Origin of the sequence: Buchnera aphidicola str. Ak (Acyrthosiphon kondoi), assembly GCF_000225445.1 — a bacterium.
Classification (GTDB): domain Bacteria; phylum Pseudomonadota; class Gammaproteobacteria; order Enterobacterales; family Enterobacteriaceae; genus Buchnera; species Buchnera aphidicola_A.
The window spans coordinates 1-25,836 of record NC_017256.1 but is presented as its reverse complement, the minus strand read 5'-3'; the positions used below and the strand labels follow the sequence as shown (position 1 = coordinate 25,836).

At 26.9% G+C, this 25,836-nt stretch carries 24 protein-coding genes and 1 tRNA gene; 7 read left to right on the top strand and 18 right to left on the bottom strand.

From position 1 onward, the window contains the following. Positions 1-63: 63 nt before the first annotated feature. Both rpoH and ftsY read right to left on the bottom strand, forming a co-directional pair. A complete protein-coding gene (gene rpoH, locus BAKON_RS00135; protein WP_014499198.1) occupies positions 64-918 on the bottom strand; it encodes an RNA polymerase sigma factor RpoH in 855 nt (284 codons plus the stop codon). Positions 919-1,073: 155 nt separating this feature from the next. After that, entirely contained in the window at positions 1,074-2,213 is a 1,140-nt protein-coding gene (ftsY, locus tag BAKON_RS00130; protein ID WP_014499197.1) for a signal recognition particle-docking protein FtsY, read from the bottom strand. A gap of 136 nt (positions 2,214-2,349) precedes the next feature. Here ftsY and rsmD point away from each other — a divergent pair, with 136 nt between their 5' ends. From rsmD to dnaC, 3 genes are all read left to right on the top strand, one after another. Continuing rightward, complete coding sequence (gene rsmD / locus BAKON_RS00125; RefSeq protein WP_014499196.1) at positions 2,350-2,922, top strand: 16S rRNA (guanine(966)-N(2))-methyltransferase RsmD; 573 nt, start codon at positions 2,350-2,352, stop codon at positions 2,920-2,922. Between the two features lie 94 nt (positions 2,923-3,016). After that, positions 3,017-3,511 (top strand): primosomal protein DnaT, encoded by a 495-nt coding sequence (dnaT, locus tag BAKON_RS00120; RefSeq protein WP_014499195.1) that lies wholly within the window; start codon positions 3,017-3,019, stop codon positions 3,509-3,511. Beyond that, positions 3,511-4,251, top strand: coding sequence for a DNA replication protein DnaC (gene dnaC / locus BAKON_RS00115; protein WP_014499194.1), 741 nt, complete (start codon positions 3,511-3,513; stop codon positions 4,249-4,251). The genes dnaT and dnaC overlap by 1 nt, the downstream gene beginning before the upstream one ends. Before the next feature lie 20 nt (positions 4,252-4,271). On the opposite strand, the gene efp is transcribed toward dnaC, so the two are convergent. The 3 genes from efp to BAKON_RS00100 all read right to left on the bottom strand — a co-directional run bounded on the left by efp (position 4,272) and on the right by BAKON_RS00100 (position 7,376). Continuing rightward, the gene (gene efp / locus BAKON_RS00110) at positions 4,272-4,841 is read right to left on the bottom strand and encodes an elongation factor P (RefSeq protein WP_014499193.1); all 570 of its coding nucleotides are present in this window, start codon (positions 4,839-4,841) and stop codon (positions 4,272-4,274) included. Positions 4,842-5,390: 549 nt separating this feature from the next. Further along, positions 5,391-7,037 carry a chaperonin GroEL gene (gene groL, locus BAKON_RS00105; RefSeq protein ID WP_014499192.1) on the bottom strand — a complete coding sequence of 549 codons (1,647 nt, stop codon included), beginning with the start codon at positions 7,035-7,037 and terminating at the stop codon, positions 5,391-5,393. Between the two features lie 48 nt (positions 7,038-7,085). Beyond that, positions 7,086-7,376: a co-chaperone GroES gene (locus BAKON_RS00100; RefSeq protein ID WP_014499191.1), complete on the bottom strand. Its 291-nt coding sequence runs from the start codon at positions 7,374-7,376 to the stop codon at positions 7,086-7,088. A 267-nt stretch (positions 7,377-7,643) separates the two neighbouring features. Here BAKON_RS00100 and BAKON_RS00095 point away from each other — a divergent pair. After that, positions 7,644-7,716, top strand: a tRNA-Phe gene (locus BAKON_RS00095). Positions 7,717-7,740: 24 nt separating this feature from the next. Here BAKON_RS00095 and mnmE read toward each other — a convergent pair. The 4 genes from mnmE to rpmH all read right to left on the bottom strand — a co-directional run bounded on the left by mnmE (position 7,741) and on the right by rpmH (position 11,496). Continuing rightward, complete coding sequence (mnmE, locus tag BAKON_RS00090; protein WP_014499190.1) at positions 7,741-9,102, bottom strand: tRNA uridine-5-carboxymethylaminomethyl(34) synthesis GTPase MnmE; 1,362 nt, start codon at positions 9,100-9,102, stop codon at positions 7,741-7,743. 84 nt (positions 9,103-9,186) lie between these two features. Beyond that, positions 9,187-10,797 (bottom strand): membrane protein insertase YidC, encoded by a 1,611-nt coding sequence (gene yidC, locus BAKON_RS00085; protein WP_014499189.1) that lies wholly within the window; start codon positions 10,795-10,797, stop codon positions 9,187-9,189. A 193-nt stretch (positions 10,798-10,990) separates the two neighbouring features. After that, positions 10,991-11,338, bottom strand: a complete 348-nt coding sequence (gene rnpA, locus BAKON_RS00080) for a ribonuclease P protein component (RefSeq protein WP_014499188.1) — start codon at positions 11,336-11,338, stop codon at positions 10,991-10,993. A 14-nt stretch (positions 11,339-11,352) separates the two neighbouring features. Further along, entirely contained in the window at positions 11,353-11,496 is a 144-nt protein-coding gene (gene rpmH / locus BAKON_RS00075) for a 50S ribosomal protein L34 (RefSeq protein WP_009873975.1), read from the bottom strand. Positions 11,497-11,949: 453 nt separating this feature from the next. On the opposite strand from rpmH, the gene dnaA reads away from it, so the two are divergent. The 3 genes from dnaA to gyrB all read left to right on the top strand — a co-directional run bounded on the left by dnaA (position 11,950) and on the right by gyrB (position 16,915). Then, positions 11,950-13,314, top strand: a complete 1,365-nt coding sequence (gene dnaA / locus BAKON_RS00070) for a chromosomal replication initiator protein DnaA (RefSeq protein ID WP_014499187.1) — start codon at positions 11,950-11,952, stop codon at positions 13,312-13,314. A gap of 4 nt (positions 13,315-13,318) precedes the next feature. Then, positions 13,319-14,422, top strand: coding sequence for a DNA polymerase III subunit beta (gene dnaN / locus BAKON_RS00065; RefSeq protein WP_014499186.1), 1,104 nt, complete (start codon positions 13,319-13,321; stop codon positions 14,420-14,422). A gap of 81 nt (positions 14,423-14,503) precedes the next feature. Next, on the top strand, positions 14,504-16,915 hold the full coding sequence (gene gyrB / locus BAKON_RS00060) for a DNA topoisomerase (ATP-hydrolyzing) subunit B (protein WP_014499185.1): 2,412 nt from the start codon (positions 14,504-14,506) through the stop codon (positions 16,913-16,915). Positions 16,916-16,988: 73 nt separating this feature from the next. On the opposite strand, the gene BAKON_RS00055 is transcribed toward gyrB, so the two are convergent. The 9 genes from BAKON_RS00055 to mnmG all read right to left on the bottom strand — a co-directional run bounded on the left by BAKON_RS00055 (position 16,989) and on the right by mnmG (position 25,645). After that, positions 16,989-17,411, bottom strand: a complete 423-nt coding sequence (locus BAKON_RS00055; protein WP_044005628.1) for a F0F1 ATP synthase subunit epsilon — start codon at positions 17,409-17,411, stop codon at positions 16,989-16,991. Positions 17,412-17,430: 19 nt separating this feature from the next. After that, the gene (gene atpD / locus BAKON_RS00050) at positions 17,431-18,828 is read right to left on the bottom strand and encodes a F0F1 ATP synthase subunit beta (RefSeq protein WP_014499183.1); all 1,398 of its coding nucleotides are present in this window, start codon (positions 18,826-18,828) and stop codon (positions 17,431-17,433) included. A 24-nt stretch (positions 18,829-18,852) separates the two neighbouring features. Then, complete coding sequence (gene atpG, locus BAKON_RS00045; RefSeq protein ID WP_014499182.1) at positions 18,853-19,725, bottom strand: F0F1 ATP synthase subunit gamma; 873 nt, start codon at positions 19,723-19,725, stop codon at positions 18,853-18,855. Positions 19,726-19,759: 34 nt separating this feature from the next. Then, the gene (gene atpA / locus BAKON_RS00040; protein WP_014499181.1) at positions 19,760-21,298 is read right to left on the bottom strand and encodes a F0F1 ATP synthase subunit alpha; all 1,539 of its coding nucleotides are present in this window, start codon (positions 21,296-21,298) and stop codon (positions 19,760-19,762) included. Positions 21,299-21,312: 14 nt separating this feature from the next. Beyond that, entirely contained in the window at positions 21,313-21,846 is a 534-nt protein-coding gene (locus BAKON_RS00035) for a F0F1 ATP synthase subunit delta (RefSeq protein ID WP_014499180.1), read from the bottom strand. Continuing rightward, positions 21,846-22,331 (bottom strand): F0F1 ATP synthase subunit B, encoded by a 486-nt coding sequence (locus BAKON_RS00030; protein ID WP_014499179.1) that lies wholly within the window; start codon positions 22,329-22,331, stop codon positions 21,846-21,848. The genes BAKON_RS00035 and BAKON_RS00030 overlap by 1 nt, the downstream gene beginning before the upstream one ends. A gap of 131 nt (positions 22,332-22,462) precedes the next feature. Next, on the bottom strand, positions 22,463-22,702 hold the full coding sequence (atpE, locus tag BAKON_RS00025) for a F0F1 ATP synthase subunit C (protein WP_014499178.1): 240 nt from the start codon (positions 22,700-22,702) through the stop codon (positions 22,463-22,465). 36 nt (positions 22,703-22,738) lie between these two features. Then, a complete protein-coding gene (gene atpB / locus BAKON_RS00020; RefSeq protein WP_014499177.1) occupies positions 22,739-23,563 on the bottom strand; it encodes a F0F1 ATP synthase subunit A in 825 nt (274 codons plus the stop codon). Positions 23,564-23,758: 195 nt separating this feature from the next. Next, entirely contained in the window at positions 23,759-25,645 is a 1,887-nt protein-coding gene (gene mnmG, locus BAKON_RS00015) for a tRNA uridine-5-carboxymethylaminomethyl(34) synthesis enzyme MnmG (RefSeq protein ID WP_014499176.1), read from the bottom strand. Positions 25,646-25,836 lie beyond the last annotated feature (191 nt).

Here is a 25,836-nt window from a genome sequence, read left to right as displayed (position 1 = left end):
CATACTCTATACAAACATTTTTAATAAAATCATATTATGTTATATTAAAAACAACATCTTAAACTAAGTTTCTATAGCTAATTTTAATTTTTTCATTGCATTTTTTTCTAATTGTCGAACACGCTCTGCAGAAATTCCATAATTATTTGCTATAGTTTGTAAAGTATTTTTTTTATTTTTATCTAACCAACGTGCGTAAATAATATGACGACTACGTTTATCTAATCTCAATAAAGCATTGCTTAGTTTATTTGCAGCATGTTCTTTCCAATTATCTTTTTCAAGACCATTAGCAAAATCAGACGTTTTATCTTGTAAATATTGCATAGAAATATTTGTTTTACCATCACAATCTTCTTCTGGCAACGGATTGAAAGTAACATCTTGAGCAGACATGCGAGATTCCATTTCTCTTACATCCCCACTGCTAACTCCTAACTCTTTAGCAACTATTTGAATTTCTTCTTCATTAAACCAACCTAATCTTTTTTTTGTTTTTCTTAAATTAAAAAATAGTTTTCTTTGAGATTTGGTCGTTGCAACTTTAACGATACGCCAATTACGCAAAACATATTCATGTATTTCAGACTTGATCCAATGTACTGCAAAGGAGACAAGACGAACTCCTATTTCTGGATTAAATCTACGCACTGCTTTCATTAATCCTATATTACCTTCTTGTATAAGATCAGCTTGAGGTAAACCATATCCTGAATAGTTGCGTGAAATATGAATTACAAAACGGAGATGAGATAAAATCAAAGTTTTTGCGGCATCTAAATCGCTATTATAGCGTAATCGTTTAGTTAGTGTTTTTTCTTCTTCGGGTGATAGCATCGGCCATAAGTTAGCTATTCTGATATAAGCGTCTAAATTACTTGGTGGTGTTACAGATAAAATCTGTACTTTATTAATCATTTTAATTCCCGCATTAACGAATTATATATACTGAATTATTAATATGTGGGACATATCTATAATACTTTAATTAAAAATATAAATCAAAGATTTATATAAAATAATTAATCTGTATTTTATAAAATTAAAATCCTATCAGATAATAATTTCTTTTTTTATATGAATATAGACTTGATAAATTCTTCACTATTAAAAACTCCTAAATCCTCCATTTTTTCACCGATTCCAATGTAACGAATTGGAATTTGAAATTGATCAGCTAGAGAAAAAACAACTCCTCCTTTTGCAGTTCCATCCAATTTTGTAATGATCATTCCTGTTAAATTTAATGATTTATGAAAGATTTCTGTTTGTTGTATTGTATTTTGCCCATTACAAGAATCGATAATTAATATTTTTTCGTGTGGTGCAGATGAATCTATTTTTTTAATTACTCTAACTATTTTTTTTAATTCTTCCATCAGATGTATTTTATTATGTAATCTTCCTGCTGTATCGATAATTAAAACATCTAGTTTTTTTGATTTTGCTGATTTTACGGCATCAAATATTACTGCTGCAGGATCTGAACCAGAACGTTGTGAGATTACGGGTATTTTATTGATTTTTCCTAACACCTCTAATTGTTCTATACCTGCAGCTCTAAAAGTATCTGCAGCAGCTAACATTATAGACTTTCCTTCTCGTTTATATTTTTGTGCTAGTTTAGCAACTGTTGTAGTTTTACCTGTACCATTAACTCCTACTACTAAAATGATAAAAGGAGTATGACCAGACACATCTAAAGGCACTTCTACTTTTTTTAGCATATCATACATATTTTTTTTTAATAAAGAATATAATTTTTCAGAACTTTTTAAATCTTTACGATCAACTTCTTTAATTAAATTATCAATAATTCGATTAGTAGTATTAATTCCAATATCAGCAAGTAACATCTTTTCTTCTAATTCTTCAAAAAGTACTTTATCAATTTTTTTTAATGAAAAAATATGATTAATGCCATCACCAAAAAATTTCTTTGTTTTTTTTAAACTCTTTTTCAAACGTAAAAAAAAATTTTTTTTTATATTCTGGCTTTTCTCTATATTATTACTGTAATCATTTAATATCTCGATATTATCTTTCTTGAGATTATCTTGTTTTATTAATGGAGTTTCTAAAATAGATTCTTGTTTATTGCTAAAACTACTATTTTTTTGTTCTCTATTATTTTTTTTTATATCTGTAATTTCCTTTTTTTTTATTTTAGAAGTTAACCAAGAAAAAAAACCATTTTTTTTATTGTCTTTCATATTTTTTGCCTTGTAATTTATAAGTAAAACTACATTTTTTAAATATTTTATACTTTAAAAAATTAAATATATATTTAAGTTCTTATTGATATTAATATTAAACAAATTATATCACTAACAGAAATGATCTGACAAAATGCATAATTCTTTTTTTAAAAAAAATGGTAAAATTTATATTATCTCTGGAAAACTCAAGGGAAGAAAAATATCTTTTAATAATATTCCAAATTTGCGTCCAACGACCAATCAAATAAGAGAAACACTATTTGAATGGCTATCTAAATACATAAAAAATTCTAGATGTCTTGATTGTTTTGCAGGTAGTGGTGCACTAGGAATAGAGGCTATATCTCGATATGCTGCATTTTCTACTTTATTGGAAATAGAAAAAAAAACATTCTTAAATCTTAAAAAAAATATAAAAAATTTAAATATATCTAATATAGAAATTATACGTACTGATGCGATTTATTGGTTACAAAAAACTGGAAAACCATATGATATAATCTTTATCGATCCTCCTTATTATCAGGGATTAATTAAAAAAACTATTAATTTATTAGAAAGTAAAAAATGGATTAAAAAAAATTCTTTTATTTATATAGAACAAGAAAAAAAACAACCTCTGATAATACCAAAAAATTGGATTTTATATAAAAAAAAAGTTACAAATAAAATACAGTGTTATTTATATATTTTTAATGTATAAGATTGATAAAAATTATAATATTTTGTGTTGAAAAGTCTAATAATATACAATATATATATATAAATATTTTAAAATTCAAAAAGGCAAAACACTCATGAAGATTTTAGTTTCTGATGATATATCTCTTGATTTATTTTGTAAGCATCCAATTAAAATTTTAGAAAAATCAAATAAAGGAGTTATAGCGGTTTTAAAAAATAATTCTCCTATTTTTTATGCAATTACACCCTATTTATTAAAAAAAATGTTTGATCTTGAATATCACTTATTAGAGCAAGATATTAAAAAACAAAATATCGAAAAAAAATTTTCAATGCATCCGAACTGGACTCCAGACAAAGATTTTATTCGTCAAGCAGCATTATGGGGAATTACATTAAATGAAGAAATATTAGAATCTGAACTTACATGTTTTATTTCTTATTGGCAAGCAGAAGGTTGTTTTTTTCATCATATACAGTGGCAACAAAAATTAGCTAGAAGTTTAGAAAGAAGTAGATCTATTAATTATGGATCACAAAAAAAACGAGACATCACATATATTCCAACACCTGATCAAACTATACCAAATGGATTTAGAGGTAAATAATGACATTTTATACTGAATTCTTTAAACGTCTTCAACGTCTTATGCCTAAAAATATTAAACCTAAATTTGATAACGATGAAGACTTGTTAGCTTGGAATCAAGAACAAGGACGACTATCTTCTGAATCTATACTACGCGAAAACAAAGCAATGAAAATGCAACGTGTTTTAGGCAGATCAGGAATTCGAGAATTATATATGAACTGTTCATTTGATAATTATAAAATCGAACACGATGGTCAAAGAAAAGTACTGAAAGCGTCAAAACGATATGCAGAAGAATTTAATAAAAACATTGCTAGTTTTATTTTTTCAGGAAAACCTGGAACCGGGAAAAATCACTTAGCATCTGCTATAGGAAATTACTTAATTTTACATGGAAAAAGCATTTTACTTGTCACCGTAGCTGATTTAATGTCTAATATGAAAGGAACATTTAGCGGTACTAGTAATATTACTGAAGAAAATTTATTGCATAATCTTAGTAGTGTTGATTTATTGATGATTGATGAGATTGGAATGCAAACTGAATCTCGTTATGAAAAAGTAATAATCAATCAAATAGTTGATAGAAGATCATCATCTAAACGTTCTACTGGAATGTTGTCTAATTTAGATCATAAAGGAATGAAAAGTTTATTAGGTGAAAGAGTTATTGATAGAATGCGTTTAGGAAATAGTTTATGGTTAACTTTTGAATGGGACAGTTATAGACAATACGTCAAAGGAAACGAATATTAATATATCTATTAAAATTTTTTTTACTTTACTCTAGATACATATTCGCCAGATCTTGTATCTACTTTGATCAGCGAACCCACTTGAATGAATAGTGGAACTTTTACAATGGCACCTGTATTTAATGTGGCTAATTTAGTGCTGTTAGTATTAATGGTATCACCTTTTAGACTAACTTGCACATCAACAACTTTGAGATTTACAAAATTATTAGGAGTGATTGAAATAGGTTGATTATTCCATAAAGTTACAATACATGTATCTTGTGATAATAACCATTTTTTATTAATACCGATAATTTTTTTTTCTACTGATAATTCTTCAAAAGTATTATTATTTATAAAGTACCAGAAAAGACCATCATTATATAAATAAGAAAGTCTATATTCTATAATATCAGCTACTTCTAAAGAATCTGTAGATTTAAATGTTTTTTCTATAAGTTGTTTTGTTAATAGCTTTCGTATTTTGACACGTACAAAAGACTGACCTTTTCCAGGTTTGACAAATTCGCTAGATTCTATCAAACATGGTTCATCTTCAAAAATAATTTTGCAACCTGTACGAAAATTATTAGTATGATACACTCTCATATAAACCTCATATTGTACAAAAAATATTATATTCTATTAATACAAATATATTATGTTATCTAAATAAGTATTTAAATAAAAATATCATTCATTCTTAAAATTCATGATTACAGATATTACTTTTAAAAAAATATTTTTAAAATAAAATTTTAATGATAAGAAATATTATAAATTAAAATAACAGATTAGAGAGTATTACTTCCAAATTAACTATATAAAAAAAATAAAATATTTATATTAAATGAGTTATTTTAATACGTAATTATATTTTAAAAAATAAAAATACAATTTTATGAATTAAATCTTAAAATTAAAATATTTAATTATAATTCTATTTTTTGTACAAATTCAGATATTAATATTAGAAAAAATTTATATATTACAAATAAGCGGCTAGATTAATAAATTCTAAATTTAATTAAAATAATATTCAATGATTAATTATTTAATTTTTTTAATTAAATAAAAAAAAATTTCCTCAGAATAGTTATTCTGAGGAAAGATATTTTTAAATTAATTTAAAATAATTGTAATAAAATTAATATCTTATTACATCATTCCGCCCATACCACCCATTCCTCCTGCAGGAGAAGAATTGGAATCAGAAGATTTATCTTCTTTAGGTAAATCAGTAACCATACATTCTGTTGTAATCATTAAACCAGCAACAGAAGCGGCATATTGTAAAGCAGAACGTGTAACTTTAGTAGGATCTAATATACCAAAATCTATCATATCACCATATTCATCAGTAGCAGCATTATAACCATAGTTACCTTTTCCATCTTTAACATTATTAGTAACTACGGAAGGTTCTTCACCAGAATTAGAAACAATTTGACGTAATGGAGCTTCCATTGCACGTAGAGCAACTCGAATACCTACATTTTGATCTTCATTTTGACCACGTAAATTAGATATTTTTCCTGCTACTCGTACTAAGGCAACACCACCACCAGCAACTACTCCTTCTTCAACTGCTGCGCGAGTAGCATGTAATGCGTCTTCAACACGAGCTTTCTTTTCTTTCATTTCGACTTCTGTCGCTGCACCTACTTTAAGTACCGCAACTCCACCTGATAATTTAGCTAAACGTTCATTTAGTTTTTCTTTATCATAATCAGAAGTAGCTTCTTGAATTTCTTGACGAATTTGACTAATACGGCTTTGAATTGAGTGTTTTTCTCCCACTCCACCAATAATAGTAGTAGTATCTTTACTAATAACAACGCGTTTTGCTTGTCCTAAATCTTCTAAAGTAGATTTTTCTAATTCCATAGCTAATTCTTCAGAAATAACAGAACCGCCAGTAAGAATTGAAATATCTTGTAACATTGCTTTACGACGGTCACCAAATCCAGGAGCTTTGACTGCAGCTACTTTTACAATCCCTCTCATGGAATTAACCACTAATGTAGCTAAAGCTTCGCCTTCTAAATCTTCTGAAATAATTAATAACGGTTTTCCTGATTTTGCAACAGATTCTAATATTGGCAGCATTTCACGCACATTAGAGATTTTTTTATCAGCCATTAAAATATATGGATTTTCTAATTCAACAATGCCTGTTTCTGGTTTGTTGATAAAATATGGAGATAAATAACCTCGATCAAATTGCATACCTTTAACGACTTCGAGTTCATCTTGTAAACCTGTACCTTCTTCTACTGTAATAACTCCATCATTACCAACTTTTTCCATAGCTTCTGCAATCAAAGAACCAACTTTTTCATCTGCATTTGCAGAGATGGTTCCAACTTGTGTAATGGCCTTTGAATCAGAACATGGTACAGATAAGTTTTTTAATTCTTCTACAGCACTAATGACAGCTTTATCAATTCCACGTTTAAGATCCATAGGATTCATACCAGCTGCTACTGCTTTTAAACCTTCATTTACTATTGATTGTGCTAATAATGTTGCTGTTGTGGTACCATCACCTGCTGCATCGTTTGCTTTTGATGCAACTTCTTTTACCATTTGAGCACCCATATTTTCGAATTTGTCTTCTAATTCGATTTCACGAGCTACTGATACACCATCTTTAGTAATGCTAGGAGCTCCAAAAGATTTATCTAGAACAACGTTTCTACCTTTTGGTCCTAAAGTTACTTTCACTGCATCTGCTAATACATTAACTCCACGAAGCATTTTAATTCGGGCTTCGTTGCCGAATTTCACATCTTTAGCGGCCATCTGATATTCCCTCAAATAAATTTTTCAATGGATATAGTATATAGTTTACTATTCAACAATTGCTAAAATGTCACTTTCAGTTAAAATTAATAATTCTTCGTTATCAATTTTTTCTGTTTTTGCACCATAACCTTCATTGAAAATAACAATATCACCAACTTTAACATCTAATGGTTTAATTTCTCCATTATCTAATACACGGCCCTTTCCGACCGCTGTTACTGTTCCTCGAGTCGATTTTCCTGCAGCAGAACCTGTTAGTACAATACCACCTGCAGATTTTGATTCAACTTCTTGACGTTTAACAAGCACACGATCATGCAATGGACGAATTTTCATATGATAATGCTCCCGTAAATAGTGTTACTAAACCGTTTTAAATTTTTTTTAATATTTAATATATTCTCTTAATTTAAATATATGGATCTTTATTAAAAGTTTCAAGGGTAAAAATTATTTTTTTGTTTTTTATTCTCAAAAATTTATATTTTTAAATATTCGAAAATTAATTATTTATCAACATAAATAATAGAAAATAAATATAGTATTATATTTAATTAAAAAAGATTGACAATCTTTAATATTTGATGATTTAATATAAAAAAAGCCCGGATAGCTCAGTTGGTAGAGCAGGGGACTGAAAATCCCCGTGTCGGTGGTTCAATTCCGCCTCCGGGCATATTATAATTTAATTTAGAATTTATTATTTACCAATACAAAAACTAGAAAAAATATATTTCAATAAATCTTCAGAAGTACACTTTCCTGTTATTTCACCTAAAAATCTATTTATAAGACTTAAAGATTCTGCTAAAAGATCAATATCTTGACATGATCTCCATTTTTTTTTAGCTATTAAAAATTCATTATATGCTAAATCAAGTTGTTTAATATGACGACGACGAGCAATAAAAATGCTTTCTGTATGTATATTTTTTTCAATTTTTATAATATGATTACGTAATATATCAATACCTTCGCCTGTACGTGCTGATATACTAATAAATGATAAACCGTTGACATTTTTAAAACCATACTCATCTTTTACTAAATCATTTTTATTTAAAACAAAAGTTATTGGAATATTATTATTAGAAATATTTTGTATAAATTCATTACATATTTTTTTTTGTTTTGATTTGCTGATTGTTTTATCAATAACAAAAAGAATATGATTGGCTTTTCTAATTACTTCCCAAGCACGCATAATTCCAATACGTTCGATTTCATTATTTGTATCACGCAAACCGGCTGTATCAATTAATTCACATACAATACCATTAATACTGACATGCTCATAAAGAAGATCTCGTGTAGTACCAGGTAAATCAGTTATTATAGCTCTATCAGAATTAGATAAAATATTTAATAAACTTGATTTACCTGCATTAGGAAGACCAGCAATAACTATTTTTTTTCCTTCTCTTAATAAACTTCCTTTTAAAACTATATTTTTTAATGCTAAAAATTTTTGATATAATTCTTTAAATTTTAAATTAACTACATCTTTAATATTAATATTAATTTCTTCTTCTGAAAAATCTATACTAGATTCTATATTAATACGAAATTTAATAATTAAATTCATTAATTCCTTAATAAAAAAAGAAAAATCTCCATTTAATGAATTTAATGAAGCACGAATAGAAGATTCTGTTTCTGCATTAATTAGATCGTCTATAGATTCAGCTTGAACTAAATCTATTTTTCCATTTAAAAAAGCACGTTCAGAAAATTCTCCTGGTTTAGCCATTCTAATATTATTAATAGATAAAATTTGATTAATCAATAAATCCATTATTAATGGACTACCATGCCCTTGTAATTCTAGTACATCCTCACCTGTCAATGAATTGGGAGCAGGAAACCATAAAGATATACCTTTATCTAACACTTTAGAATTTTGATCTAAAAAATTTGAATAAGTAGCAAATCTTGCCAAGGGAATTTTTCCTAAAATTTTTATTGCAACTGTTTTTGCTTGAAAACCAGACACTCTTAATATTCCAACAGCACTTTTCCCTGGACAAGTAACCTGAGCAACAATAGTTTCATCATGAATCATAAAATATTTTCTTTGTATTAGATGATATTTTCAAAAAAGTTAAAAAGTAATCAATTGTTTCAATAATTCAAACAAAAAAATATTTTATCTATTTTTTCCTAAATTAGATAAGATAAACTTTTGTTGTATAATAGTCACAAGATTGCTAATTATATAATATAAAACCAATCCTGAAGGAAACCATAAAAAAAACGCTGTAAAAATTACAGGCATAAAATTCATAATCTTTTTTTGAAATGGATCAGAAACATGATTGGCAGACGATGTTTTTTGAATAAAAAACATTGTTAAACCCATTATAATAGGTAATACATAATATGGATCCTGACTCGATAAATCATGAATCCAAAGCAAAAAAGGAGCATGTCGTAATTCAACAGATCCTATAAGCATATAATAAAGAGATAAGAAAATAGGCATTTGAATAAAAATAGGCAAGAATCCAGTTAAGGGATTTATTTTTTCTTTTTTATATAAAACTATCATTTCTTGACTAATACGTTGTTTATCATTTGAAAATTTTTCTTTTATTTCTTTTATTTTTGGTTGTAATGCACGCATTTTTAACATAGAAACATATTGTGCTTTAGTTAAAGGATAAGTTACAGCCTTCATAATAAAAGTTATTAAAATAATAGAAAAACCCCAATTTCCTACAACATTATGTAATATAGTTAACAATTTAAATAATGGTTGTGATAAAAACCAAAGCCAACCATAATCAACTGTTAAATCTAAATTTGGAGCGACAAGATTCATTTCTTTTTGTATTTCAGGACCAATCCACAACTTTGATTTTATAATAGATCTAGAATGAGGTAAAACATTGATTAAAGAAGATTTATATCCAATAGCAACTATCCCATGATCTAAATTAGATGTATATATTATATTTTGACCTAAATTCTGAGGAATCCAAGCAACAGCAAAATACTGTTGTAACATTGCAATCCATCCATTTTCAGTTATAACATGTAAGTTTTTATTATCTGAAATCATATCAAATTTATACTTTTCATATTTGTTATCACTACTTGAATAAGCAGCACCACGAAAAGTTTGAAGAGCAAAATTTCCACTATAAATATTGCGTTTTTTAGGTAAATTAACTGTTTGTTTTATCTGTCCAAACATGTTCATTTTTAAGATTTCTTTGCTTGGATTATAAATATCATATTCTATTTGAATATCATAACTATTCGGTTTGAGAATAAAAGTCTTTGTGTAAGTTACACCATTTTGACTTACCCATTTTATAGGAACACGCAGTTCTTTTTTTTCCCTTTTCAACTCAAAAAAATTTTTTTCAGAAGAATATAATGGTCTACTATTTTTTTCCGAGCTATCAGGACCATCTTTTCCAATCAATCCACTTTGTGCTTGATAAATAAAATCAGGTGCAGTTTCAAGTAATTTAAAAGGTTTGGATGAATACAGTTTATCTTTATAAGAAAGTAAAGAAGCTTCTTCTATATCGCCACCATACATATTAACGACTAAATTGATCACATTATTTTTAATAAAAATTTGTTGTGTATTTTTTTTTGCATTTTTATTTGTATTAATGAAATGAAACATTGAATCTATTTTTTCATTTTTTTGATTGTTTAAAAATGATTCATTTTTCCATGCTTGCCAAAGTAAAAAAGAAAAAAATAAAAAAGCAAAAATAAAAAAATTACGTTGTACTTCCATGATTAATATTCACTTTGATCTTTAATATTTTAAAGGTAAATAATTATATTTTCCTATATTTAAAAGATATTACTTTAATTGATATAGAATTATTAAAATTAAACCAAAACTAGATAATTTATTGAAAATATACAGTATAAGAAATATTGAATAGTATTAGTTCTGAGATAATTTTAATTAAATAAAAATAAAATTATCTATAATAATGCAACCATAAACTATTTAGCATATCTATTATCCTTTTATTACTTAAATCAAGAATATTTTTTTTTGCTATAACTACAAAATCGATTGCAAGCAATTTATATTGCAACGAACGAAAAGTTTCTCGAATTAATCGTTTGATTAAATTTCGATCATGAGCATACTTAATATTTTTTCGAGGAATACTAAGACCTAACCTAGGATATCCTAATAAATTAAAACATCCCAAAATACTTATTTCTGAAGTGCTTTGTTTTTTAAAAGATTTTTTAAAAACATTTTGAAAATGTATAGAATTAGATAATCGTAATTTTTTTTTAAAAAAATAATTAAACACAATATTAACACCTGCTATTTACTAGAAACAGTTAAACGTGTTCTTAATTTAGCACGTCTTCGTGATAAAATATAACGACCATTTTTTGTTGCCATACGAATTCTGAATCCATGTGAACGATTACGTTTTAATATTGATGGTTGAAAAGTTCGTTTCATTTTAATTTTACCTGACTATTTTTTTATTGAATATAATTTATAAGATATACTTTTACTAAGAATAATTATTCTAAATGATATAGTCAATTAACTTTATTAAAATCGTTGATTATATAAAAAAATATACATAAAAAAATTTGCTAATTAAAATACATTCAATATTAACTTGTCTAAAAAAATATTTTTAATTTTGTATTCTGTTATGATAACTATATTTTATTTATAAATATGATAGTACATCTAAAAATCACTTCTTTGGATAAAAAAATATCTCAACTATATATTATATCCTTTTCGTTATACTCACCAATCTTAGATTGTATAACTTTTAATGTAAAAAAATATAATTTTATATGAAGTTTATATATAAATTGTATATATCAAAGAAAACGTATCAAAATTATAACTTTCAAATTTTATTTTTTTATTAATTGTGTTCGATTGGAGTCTACCGTGTCACTTTGTCTTTGGAAACAGTGTCTTGACCGGTTACAGGATGAGCTGCCAACCACAGAGTTTAGTATGTGGATACGCTCTCTGAAGGCCAAACTAAACAATAACATTTTAGAAATATATGCTCCAAACAAATTTGTTTTAGATTGGGTAAAAGATAAGTACCTAATTCACCTTAAAAAAATACTGCAAGATTTTTGTGGTACTAATTCTCCATTGATAAAATTTGAAATATATCAAGTTTACAAAGAAACAAAAATAAAAAAAAATATTTCCAAGAATTCTTCTAAAAAAAATAAAAAAATAATCTGGTCTAAGATTCCAGCATTTAAAAATTTACCTTATCGAACTAATCTTAATAAAAAACATAATTTTGAAAATTTTATAGAAGGAAAATCTAATCAACTCGCGCGCTCTGCAGCGTTTCAAGCAGCTAAAAATCCTGGAAATTCTTATAATCCACTATTTTTGTATGGTGCAACAGGACTAGGAAAAACTCATTTACTTCATGCTATAGGAAATGAAATGTTAGCATATAAATATGATATTAAAATCATTTTTATGAATTCTGAACGTTTTGTGCAAGATATGGTAAAAGCAATAAAAAATAATGCTATCGAAAAATTTAAATTATATTATCGTTCTGTTGACGCATTATTAATTGATGATATTCAATTTTTTGCACATAAAGAACGTTCACAAGAAGAATTTTTTCATACATTTAATTCTCTACTAGAAGGAAATCAACAAATTATTTTAACTTCTGATCGTTATCCTAAAGAAATAAATGGAGTTGAAGATCGTCTTAAATCAAGATTTAGTTGGGGTCTTACCGTTGCTATAGATCCTCTAGAAATAGAAACTAGAGTTGCTATCCTTATAAAAAAAGCTGACGAAAACAATGTTATACTGTCTAACGAAGTTGCTTTTTTTATTGCTAAACATTTACGCTCTAACGTACGAGAATTAGAAGGTGCTCTCAATCGAGTTATTGTCAATTCTCGTTTTACCCATCGTACTATTACTGTAGATTTTGTTCGTGAAGTACTTCGAGATATACTTGCTCTACAGGAAAAACTAATCACTATTGATAACATCCAAAAAACCGTTGCAGAATATTATAAAATTAAAGTCACTGATCTATTATCGAAAAAACGTTCGCGTTCAATAGCTCGTCCAAGACAAATGGCAATGGCAATGGCAAAAAAACTAACTAATCATAGTCTACCTGAAATTGGAGATGCTTTTAGTGGCAGAGATCATACAACAGTATTACATGCATGTCGTAAGATTGAACAATTGCGGAAAGAAAGCCACGATATTAAAAAAGATTTTATAAATTTAATTAAAACTCTATCAGTGTGATCATATGAAACTTATTATTAAAAATAATACTTTAATTAAAAACTTACAAAAAATAAATCGTTTACTTGTTAAAAACATTTCTTTTCCTATTTTAGAAAATATATTAATTACTATAAAAAATGGAATTTTATCATTAACAGCGACAAATTTAGAAATAGAATTAATTTCTACTATTCAATTATCAAAAAAACACATATCAGGAACTACAACAATTTCAGGACGAAAACTTTTAGATATTTGTCGAAATTCATTAGATTCATCAGATATAAAAATGCAATTAAATAAAAATAAAATGCATATCACTTCCGATAACAGTAATTATATATTGACTACTTTGCCTTCTGATAACTTTCCAAGTCATCATGACTTTCATCATGTTTCAGAATTTTTTATATCTTCAAATGTTTTAAAAAAAATGATAGAAAAAACTCATTTTTCTATGGGAAAACAAGATGTACGATATTATCTTAATGGTATGTTATTAGAAAAAATAGATAAATCATTTAATGTAGTAGCTACAGACGGCTATCGTCTTGGAATTTCAAAAATTCCTTTAAAAGAAAATATAGTTCCTTTTTCTATTATTGTTCCAAGAAAGGGAATTATTGAGTTATATAGATTATTGCACATTGAAACGCAATTAATAAGAATTTTAGTTGGAAAAAATAATATTCGAGTATATATAGCAGATCTTATTTTTACTGCACAATTAATTGAAGGACAGTATCCTGATTATAAAAGTGTTTTACTTAAAACAAAAAAAAATCATTTTATTACTTTTGATCGTAAATCATTAAAACAATCATTGCTACGTGCCGCTATTTTATCACATGAAAAATTTTGCGGAGTAGAAATTCATATCAGAAATGGTCAATTTAAAGTATTATCTGATAATCAAGAAGAAGAAACTGTAGAAGATACATTCCCTATAAATTACAGTGGAAATGCAATAGAAATATCAATTAATGTTCATTACATGTTAGAAATACTAAATACGATCACTAATGAAAATATTCTTTTATTTTTAAACAATTCTAAAAACTCAATACAAATTGAAGCAGAAAATGATGCTTCAACATTGTATGTTGTAATGTTACTAAAACGTTAAATTAATTTTATTGTGATTTCTTTTTTACATAAAAATAACAGACTAATGATGCTTTTAATTTAAAAGATAACAGGAAAGACTATGAAGAATATATATAACTCTTCTAATATTAAAATTTTAAGAGGATTAGATGCTGTTCGTAAAAGACCGGGTATGTATATTGGAGATACAGATGATGGTAGTGGCTTACATCATATGGTTTTTGAAATAGTAGATAACTCTATAGATGAAGCTTTGGCAGGTTATTGCAAAGAAATAAAAGTAACTATTCATTCAGATAATTCAGTTTCTGTAAAAGATAATGGTCGAGGAATACCTACAGATATTCATCCTGAAGAAAATATTTCAGCTGCAGAAGTAATTATGACTGTATTGCATTCAGGTGGTAAATTTGACAATTCTTCATATCAAATATCAGGAGGATTACATGGTGTAGGAATATCAGTTGTAAATGCTTTATCAGAAAAATTAGAACTAATAATTTATAAAAACAAGAAAAAATACCGACAAATATATAGAAATGGAAAATCAAAACATCCTCTTTCTATTATTGGAACAACAGAAATAACAGGTACATATATAAGATTTTGGCCAAGTTATAAAATCTTTACTAATAATATAAAATTTCAATATGAAATCTTAGCTAAACGTTTGCGTGAACTATCTTTTCTTAATTCAAATATTACTATTAATTTAGAAGACAATAGAACTAATATTAAAAATTGCTATCACTACAAAGGTGGTATTAAAGCCTTTGTTAAGTTCTTAAATACAAAAAAAGTACTAATTCATTCCCATATATTTCATTTTCGATCTATAAAAGATCAAATAGAATTAGAAATTGCTATGCAATGGAGTAATTCTCATCAAGAGAATATATTATGTTTTACTAATAATATACCACAAAAAGATGGGGGAACACATTTAGCAGGTTTTCGTTCAGGTATGACACGAACGTTAAATTTGCATATAGAAAGAGAAGGATATAATAAAAAAAACAAAACTACTATAATAGGTGAAGATGTACGTGAAGGATTAACAGCGATTATATCAGTTAAAATGGCAGATCCAAAATTTTCATCTCAAACTAAAGACAAATTAGTCTCTTCTGAAGCAAGATCGATTATCGAATCATTAATCAATGAAAATCTTATTGAATATCTACTAGAAAATCCTGCTGATTCAAAATCTATCATTCAAAAAATTATTAATGCCGCTAAGGTTAGAGAGGCAGCCCGACGTTCTAGAGAAATCAATAAAAGAAAAAGTATACTAGATATAGGTGCCTTACCTGGAAAATTATCTGATTGCCAAGAAAATGATCCTAAATTTTCAGAAATTTATTTAGTCGAAGGCGATTCAGCAGGTGGTTCTGCTAAACAAGGTAGAAATAGAAAGAATCAAGCTATTCTTCCTCTCAAAGGGAAAATATTAAATGTTGAAAAATCAAAATTTGATAAAATGATTCTATCTCAAGAAGTTGCTTCACTTATCACTGCATTAGGATGCGGAATTGGTCAAAACGAATATAATATAGATAAATTAAGATATCACTATATTATTATAATGACTGACGCTGATGTAGATGGTGCCCATATTCGTACTCTTCTTTTAACTTTTTTTTATCGTCAATTACCTGAATTGATTAAAAAAGGATATATTTATATTGCACAGCCTCCATTATATAAATTAAAAAAAGGAAAAACAGAAAAATATATTAAAAATGATGAAGAAATGAACAAATATCAGATCACAAATGCTTTAACAGATCTTATGTTAACAAGCACAAAAAACACGCATATTAACGAAAACCTAAAAAAATTTAAAAACATTATATCTGAATATCATATGATTCAAATTACGATGAAAAAAAATAAATATCATTTTCCAAAACTAGTCTTTGATGAACTCATTTATCATACTCATCTATGTGATTTAAAAGACATTAAAATAGTAGAGGATTGGATAAACACATTAGCAGAAAATCTGAACAAAAAAGATAAGAGTAATAGTTACTATTCAATAGAAATCAAAAAGAATTTTGAAAAAAATATATTTGAACCAACTATAAAAATATCTAGATATGCATATCATACAAAATATGATTTTAAGGAAGAGTTTTTAAATAGTAAAGAATACTTATTGATTACTAATTTAGGCAAAAACTTTAAAAAACACTTTCTAGATGAAGTTTCAATAGAAAAAGCAGGACATGTATATAAAATAGATAATATAAAAAATACATTAGACTGGTTGTTAAAACAATCGAAACGTGGTTTATTCATACAAAGATATAAAGGATTAGGAGAAATGAATCCAGAACAATTATGGAATACAACAATGAATCCTGAAACTAGAAATATGTTTCAAGTGACCATTAAAGACGCGATCTCTGCTAATAATTTATTTAATACTCTTATGGGAGATGCAGTAGAACCTAGACGAAAATTTATAGAAAATAATGCTTTAAAAGCAGGAAATATTGATGTTTAAAAATATTTTTATTATTCATGTAATTTTTTAAAATACTTGCGGCAGGAAAAAACCAGCCGCGAAAGATGATTTTTCATTTGAATTTATCCATTATTTCAAGTACTCTTAATTTCGCAATTTCTTGAGAAATTTTTAATAAAATATCATCTTTTTTGATTTTTGTGTTTTGATTTTTAATCTTTTCTTCAGCGTTTTTTTTAGCTTCTAAAATACGGCTACGATCTAAATCAATAGCATGAATAGCAATATCCGCTAAAATAGATACAATAGAAGGTTGTACTTCTAATATTCCTCCTGATATATAAATACATTCTTCTTTTTTATCTGCTTTATGAACGAAATATACTATTCCAGGTTTAATTATGCTCAATAATTGAACGTGTCCAGGATAAATACCGAGTTCTCCTTCACTTCCAGAGACTCTAATTTTTTTTACAAAACCAGAAAATATACGTTTTTTTACACTTACCACATCTAAATAAAAATTCATAAGTATATCCCATAAATCTTAAAAATTATAATTTTTTTGACTTTTCTATAACTTCCTCAATAGAACCCACCATATAAAAAGATTGTTCTGGTAAAGCATCAAATTCACCTTCTATAATTCCTTTAAAAGCGCGAATATTATCTTTTAATGAAACATATTTGCCTGGAAAGCCAGTAAAAACTTCCGCAACAAAAAACGGCTGAGATAAAAATCTTTGTATTTTACGTGCTCTTGATACTAATAATTTATCTTGTTCTGCAAGTTCATCCATTCCTAAAATAGCAATAATATCTTTTAGTTCTTGATATCTTTGTAATATCGACTGTACACCTAATGCTGTTTCGTAATGTTCATCACCCACAATATCAGGATCTAATTGACGACTTGTTGAATTTAAAGGATCAATAGCAGGATAAATTCCTAATGATGCTATTTGACGACTCAGTGTAACTGTAGAATCTAGATGTGCAAAGGTTGTTGCTGGTGAAGGATCAGTCAAGTCATCAGCAGGAACATATACTGCTTGAACAGAAGTTATTGAACCTTTTTTTGTTGAAGTAATTCTTTCTTGAAGCAAACCCATTTCTTCTGCTAAAGTTGGTTGATAACCTACAGCAGAGGGCATACGACCAAGCAAGGCAGAAACCTCTGTACCTGCTAATGTATAACGATATATATTATCAATAAATAACAAGACATCTTTTCCTTCATCACGAAATTTTTCTGCGATAGTAAGACCTGTAAAAGCTACTCGCAATCTATTACCTGGAGGTTCATTCATTTGTCCATATACAAGAGAGACTTTATCTAGAACTTTAGAATCATTCATTTCGTGGTAAAAATCATTTCCTTCTCGAGTTCTTTCACCGACCCCAGTAAAAACTGAATAACCAGAATGTTCTACAGCAATATTACGAATTAATTCCATCATATTAACTGTTTTTCCTACACCTGCTCCACCAAATAAACCAACTTTTCCACCTTTTGAAAAAGGACAAATTAAATCAATCACTTTTATTCCCGTTTCTAGTATTTCTCTAGAACTAGCTAGTTCTTTATAACTTGGCGCTGCACGATGGATTTCCCAATATTCAATGTCAGTAGCATTTTTATTTTTTAATATCCCTTTATTATCTATTGTTTCGCCTAATACATTAATTATACGACCTAATGTTGCTTCTCCTACTGGAACTTTTATGTAATGTCCAAGATCAGTAACAACTAAACCTCGTTTTAACCCATCAGATGAACCCATAGCGATAGTTCGTACAACACCTCCACCTAGTTGTTGTTGTACTTCTAAAATTAGTTTATATTCCTTGTTTTTAACTTCTAAAGCATTATATATTTTTGGTACTGAATCTTGATTAAATTCTACATCGACTATAGCACCGATAATTTGGATAATTTTTCCAGTAGCCATTATTTTAAAACCTCTAACTAATTTTTAATCAATAGAAACTGCTGATGCACCTGCAACAATTTCAGTTAATTCTTGAGTAATATTAGCCTGACGAACTTTATTGTAGACTAACTGTAATTCTTTGATACGATTACCACTATTATCTGTTGCTGTTTTCATTGCAATCATACGAGCAGCTTGTTCACTTGCTATATTTTCTAAAATACTTTGATATACTTGAGATTCTATATATCGATTAAATAATGTATCTAAAATTAATTTAGATTCTGGTTCATATAAATAATCCCAATTGTTGCTGCCTGTATTTTCAATATTTTTTCTAGATAAAGGAAGTAATTGAGTAATTTTAGGATACTGCAACATTTTATTATGAAATTTATTATAAGCAATAAAAATTTTATCAATCTGTTCATACTGATACGCTTTTAATATAATTTCAATAGAATCAATTAATTCTTCTAATTGAGGTTTTTCTCCTAAATTAGTTGCTTTTGCAAGAATATTGCTTCCACATAATTTAAATACAGATAAACTTTTTAAACCAAATAATATTAGATCACATGGAATATTTGTTTTAGCAAACTTCTCAATCTTAAATAGCACTTGTTTAAAAAGATTAGTATTTAAACTCCCGCATAATCCCCTATCAGTAGATACTATAATTATACCAATACGTTTAATTTCTCTTTTTTCTAAATAACTATGTTTATATTCTAAATTACCTTGTATGACATGATTAATGACTTTTTTGATAATATCAGAATATGGTCGACCAGATTTCATTCTTTCTTCAGTTTTTCTCATTTTAGAAACTGCAACCATTTCCATAGCTTTAGTAATTTTTTTGGTATTAATAACACTAATGATTTGATTTTTTATTTCTTTTGTACTAGTCACTCTTTTCTCTTTTTAACTTATTAAATATATTTTTTTAAAATTGATTTTTTTTAAAATCAGTAATTAATTTTATAAAATTTTTTTCTACAATAATATTAAAATCACCTGTTTCATTAATTTTTTTAATTAAATCAGAATAATAATTCTTTGCATACATTAATATTTCTTTTTCAAATCTAGTTATTTTATCTATAGCAACATCATCAAGAAAATTGTTTTCTGCAATAAAAAGTATAAGTCCTTGTTCAGCTATAGAGATAGGAGAATATTGTTTTTGTTTTAACAATTCCGTAATTTTTTGACCATGATTTAATTGTTTTCTGGTTGTATCATCTAAATCAGATGAAAACTGCGAAAATGCCGCAAGTTCTTGATATTGTGCTAATGCTGTACGAATACCAGAAGAAAATTTTTTAATAATTGTACTTTGTGCAGCACTTCCTACACGAGAAACAGATATACCAGGATTTACGGCCGGACGAATACCAGAATTAAATAAATTAGATTCTAAAAAAATTTGACCATCAGTAATAGAAATAACATTAGTAGGAACAAAAGCAGAAACATCTCCAGATTGTGTTTCAATAATAGGCAAAGCTGTAATTGAACCTGTTTTTCCAGTAATTTTATTTTTAGTTATCTTCTGTACATATTCTATAGAAATTCGAGATGCTCTTTCTAATAAACGAGAATGCAAATAAAATATATCTCCTGGAAAAGCTTCTCTTCCTGGAGGCCTACGTAGTAATAAGGAAATTTGACGATAAGCTATCGCATGTTTTGATAGATCATCATAAACAATTAAAGCATCTTCTCCTTGATTGCGAAAAAATTCCGCCATTGCACAACCAGAATATGGCGCTAAATATTGTAAAGAGGCTGCTTCTGAAGCCGAAGCTACTACTATAATTGTATTGAATAAAGCATTATGTTCTTCCAATTTTTTCACAATATTAATAACTGTAGAAAGTTTTTGTCCAATAGCAACATATATGCATTTAATACCAGATTTTTTCTGATTAATAATTGTATCTATTGCAAGAGCAGTTTTTCCTGTTTGTCTATCACCAATAATTAATTCACGTTGTCCTCGACCAATAGGAATCATGGCATCAATAACTTTATAACCGGTTTGTATTGGTTGATTAATTGATTGACGATCAATTACTCCAGGTGCATCTGCTTCTACTGGAAAATAAGCATTATTTTTTATAGAACCTTTTCCATCAAGAGGAAGACCTAATACATTGACTACTCGACCTAAAAAATGATAACCGACCGGAACTTCTAATATTCTTCCTGTACACCGTACTTTCGTGCCTTCAGTAATATGAATATAAGGCCCCATTACTACTGCACCAACCGTATCTCTTTCTATATTTAAAGCCATTGCATATTCATTATTAGGTAATAAAATCATTTCTCCTAACATAACATTAGAAAGACCATTAATTTTTATAATACCATCACTTACAGAAATAATAAAACCTTCATTGTATGATTGATTAAAAACTTCAAATTGAGCTATTCTTTCTTTAATTAATTGACTGATTTCTGTAGAATTTAATCTCATATATTATTATTCTCTTAAAAATTTAAAGCATTAGATAATTGTTTAAGATAATTTTGAATAGATAAATCAAAAACAGTATTATTCACCTTTATTATTATACCATTAAGTATATCAGGATCTACTTTACATATAAATTTAGCTTTTCTTAAAAAAAATTGTTCTAATATTTTTTGTATCTTAGTAATCTCTTTATCTTCTAAAGAAAAAGCTGATCTTAATTCAACAATTATAATGTTTTTATAACGGGCTTCTAATTCTAAAAATTGTTCTAATATGTTCTTTGATATTTTAAAACGTTGATTTTCAGCCAATAGCGCTATGAAATTTTTTATATGTTCATTAATTATATCACCACTAATTGTAATGAATATTAATGATAAATATTTTGGTGAAAGCGAGCCTGATAAAAAATTTCTAATTTTTTTATGAGTAGAAATTATTTTAATAAAAACTAAAATATTTTTCCATTCTTTAAATGTGTTATTTTTAATAGCAATTTCAAAAATTGCTTGAGCATAAGGTCTAGCAATAGTATCCGCTTCTGACATTATTTTTTTACCTGTGATAAGGAAATTACTAATTGATCTAATAAATTTTGATTATCATCTTTAGAAATATTTTTTTTAATAATTTTTTCCGCCATAGAAATAGATAAATCTACTACCTCTTTATGTAAATTTTTACGTGCATTCACAATGGCAATTTCAATTTCAGATTGCGCATTTAAGAGAATTTTTTCACTTTCTTTTAAAGCATTCTTTCTTGCTTCTTCCAAAATCAATACTTTTTGTTTATTTGCTATATTTAAAATATTTGATGCTTTTTGTTTGGCTTCGATAATATTTTGATGTATTTTTTTCTCAAGAATACACAATTCGTTCTGAGCTTTTTTTGAATTAATTAGTGATTCTTTAATCTCTTTCTGTCTGGTTTCAATAGCTAAAATAATAGGAGGCCAAATATATTTCATACAAAACCAAACAAATAAAATAAATGAAATAGCTTGTCCAAGAATTGTCGCATTAAGATTCACAATAATGCACCTTTTATATCAAAATAAAAATTAATCTTTACGTTATCTAAAAAACGTAAAGATTTTGTTTAATAGTCTAAAATAATATATTTTTATAAAAAACATCACCATAAAAAATTACAATAAAAAAATCATGAAATAGCAAAAAGCATATATAAACCTAAACCTACAGCAATCATTGGAATAGCATCAACTAATCCCATAACAACAAAAAATTGCGTTCTTAATAACGGAACTAAATCAGGTTGTCTAGCAGCTCCCTCCAAGAATTTACCACCTAAAATACCGATACCGATTGCTGCTCCAATTGAAGCCAATCCAATCATTATAGCTACTGCTATGTAAAGCATGTCAACATTTAAATTTTCCATTATAAACTCCAGTTTTAAAAAAAATCACAATAGATTTTAATCTTTATGAGATTGAGAGGCCATTGATAAATATACAATGGTTAATACCATAAAAATAAAAGCCTGTAATGAAATTATTAAAATATGAAAAATAGCCCATGGTACATTTAAAAAACATTGTAACCACCATGGAAGTAAACCTGCAATTAAAATAAAAATCATTTCACCAGCATACATATTTCCAAACAGTCGCAATCCTAAAGAAATTGGTTTAGAAAGAAGTGATACAAATTCTAATATAAAATTAAAAACAGAAAATACAGGATGGTTGAAAGGTTGCAAAGTAAGTTCTTTTAAAAAACCTATACATCCTTTTATTTTGATAGTATAAAACAAAATTAAAACAAACACACCAAGTGACATTGATAATGTAATATTAATATCAGCAGAAGGTACAATTCGCACGGCTGGTAATTTAAATATCTCTTCAGAAATGAACGGAAAAAAATCAATCGGTATTAAATCCATAAGATTCATCAAAAAAACCCAAACAAATACTGTCAATGATAAAGGAGCAATAAGAGAATTTTTACCTTGATACATACTTTTCACATTCGAATTTACAAATTCAAAAATTAATTCAATTGCAGTTTGCAACTTATTTGGTATACCTTTAGTAATTTTTCTTCCTACCATATAAAAAATACCTAAAAAAAAACTACCTAGTATAAGAGAAAAAATTATTGAATCAAGATTTAAAGTCCAATAACAAGAAGAAAACGTACCGGGTTGAATAATTTTAAAATCGCGTAAATCTATCTGTAAATGGTTTAAATGATGACTAATATATTTCTGAGGATCAGATACCTTTTCTAAAATCATAAAATTTTCTCATCTTTTTTTGTAATTTTAAAAAAGATTATACAATAAAAAAAATACATTCAGCAAACAGTTACAGTAAAGAAATATTATCTAATTAAAAAAAATATTATGTATTTTAAATCCATTAAAATCAAATTTTAATTTTCATATATTATAAAAAAATTAGTTAAAAACTAAACATTTAATAATTATATACTATAAAAAATATTTATAAGCTTCTTTTTTTAAATGAATTAATAAAATTGATATAGCAGCTGGTGTAATACCAGAAATTCTTGACGCTTGACCAATAGAAATAGGCTTATAATCATTTAATTTCTTAATGACTTCAGAAGATAAACCTTTTATTTCATTATAATCACAAATAGATGATAAGAAAGTATTTTCATTTTTTAAATGTCGTTCAATTTCTTCTGATTGTCGTTTAATATAACCTGCATATTTAATTTTATTTTCTATCTGTTCTATAACTTCTGAATCAGAAATACCCGATCCAAATGCCTCTAAAGATCGTAAGTTTTTATATCTAATTTCCGGTCGTCTTAATAATTCAATTACACTTGTTTCCTTAATCAAATTAATATTATAAGATGTATGTAAAATATTAGAGTCAGATGATGTGGGACGTATTTTAATTTTTTTCAAACGATTCATTTCTGTTTTAATATTTAATACCTTTTCATTATATCGAATCCATCTTAAATCATTCACTAAACCAAATTTACGACCAATTTCGGTTAAACGTAAATCTGCATTATCTTCTCTTAATGTTAACCGATATTCTGCACGTGAAGTAAACATTCGATATGGTTCTTTTGTACCCTGAGTAGTAAGATCATCTATTAAAACACCTATATAGGCTTGATCGCGTCTAGGAAACCAACCTTCAGCATCCATTGAATTTAATCCAGCATTTAAACCTGCTAATAGTCCTTGTGAAGCAGCTTCCTCATAGCCAGTTGTGCCGTTAATTTGACCAGCAAAAAACAATCCCTTAATTAATTTACTTTCTAAAGTTAGATTCAAATCTTTTGGATCAAAAAAATCATATTCAATAGCATATCCAGGACTTATGATTTTAGATTTTTCTAAACCTTTTATAGAGGCTACTATTTTTTGTTGAACATTTAACGGTAGACTAGTTGAAATTCCATTAGGATATATTTTAATACTAGATAATCCCTCAGGTTCTAAAAATATTTGATGCGATTTTCTATCGGGAAAACGGACAACCTTATCTTCAATAGAAGGACAATATCGAGGACCTAAACCTTTTAAAAAACCTGTATATATTGGACTTTTATCTAAATTATTACGTATTATTTCATGCGTTTTTTCGTTAGTATGTGTAAGATAACATGATATCTGCTTAGGATGATTCGAAACATCACCCATAAATGAAAAAACTGGAACAGGAATATCACCATTTTGAATAAATAAATCATTAAAATTAACACTGTTAATATCAATACGTGGCGGTGTTCCTGTTTTTAATCTATTAACTCGTAAAGATAATTCCCTTAAACGAATAGATAAATCTATAGAAGATTTTCCTCCTATTCTACCAGCAGAATAACTATCTAACCCTATATGTATTTTACCACCTAAAAAAGTACCAGTTGCTAATACAACTGATTTTGAATAAAAACTAATTTCATTTTGTGTTAACACACCAATCACAGTATAATTTTTAAAAATTAAATCCTTAACTTCCTCCTCTAAAATTAATAAATTACTTTGTTGTTGCAATATTCTTTTAACATTTTTACGATAAAGAAATCTATCTGCTTGAGCTCTAGTAGATCTTACAGCTGGACCCTTGCTAGAATTTAATATTCTAAACTGAATTCCTGAATAATCAATAACTTCAGCCATCATACCACCTAATGCATCTATTTCTTTTACTAAATGACTTTTGCCTATTCCTCCTATTGCTGGATTACATGATAAAACACCTAAATCTCTAATTTTTTGAGTTAACAATAATGTTTTACAACCCATTCTTGCTGAAGCCATAGCTGCTTCGGTACCAGCATGTCCAGCTCCAATAACAATTACATCAAAATTTTTTAAATTCAACATATAGAAAAACCTTTTTAAAATTTAAAAGATTTACATTGTATTAATGTCTTATTCAAGATAACACATGTTAATATTAAAAATAAGATTTAAAAAGAAAGATCTTTTTTCTTTTCTTTAAGATTTAAATTCAAAAAATAAAAAAACAAATAATATTTATTATTATTATTAGTAAAGAGAAAATCTGTGGATAA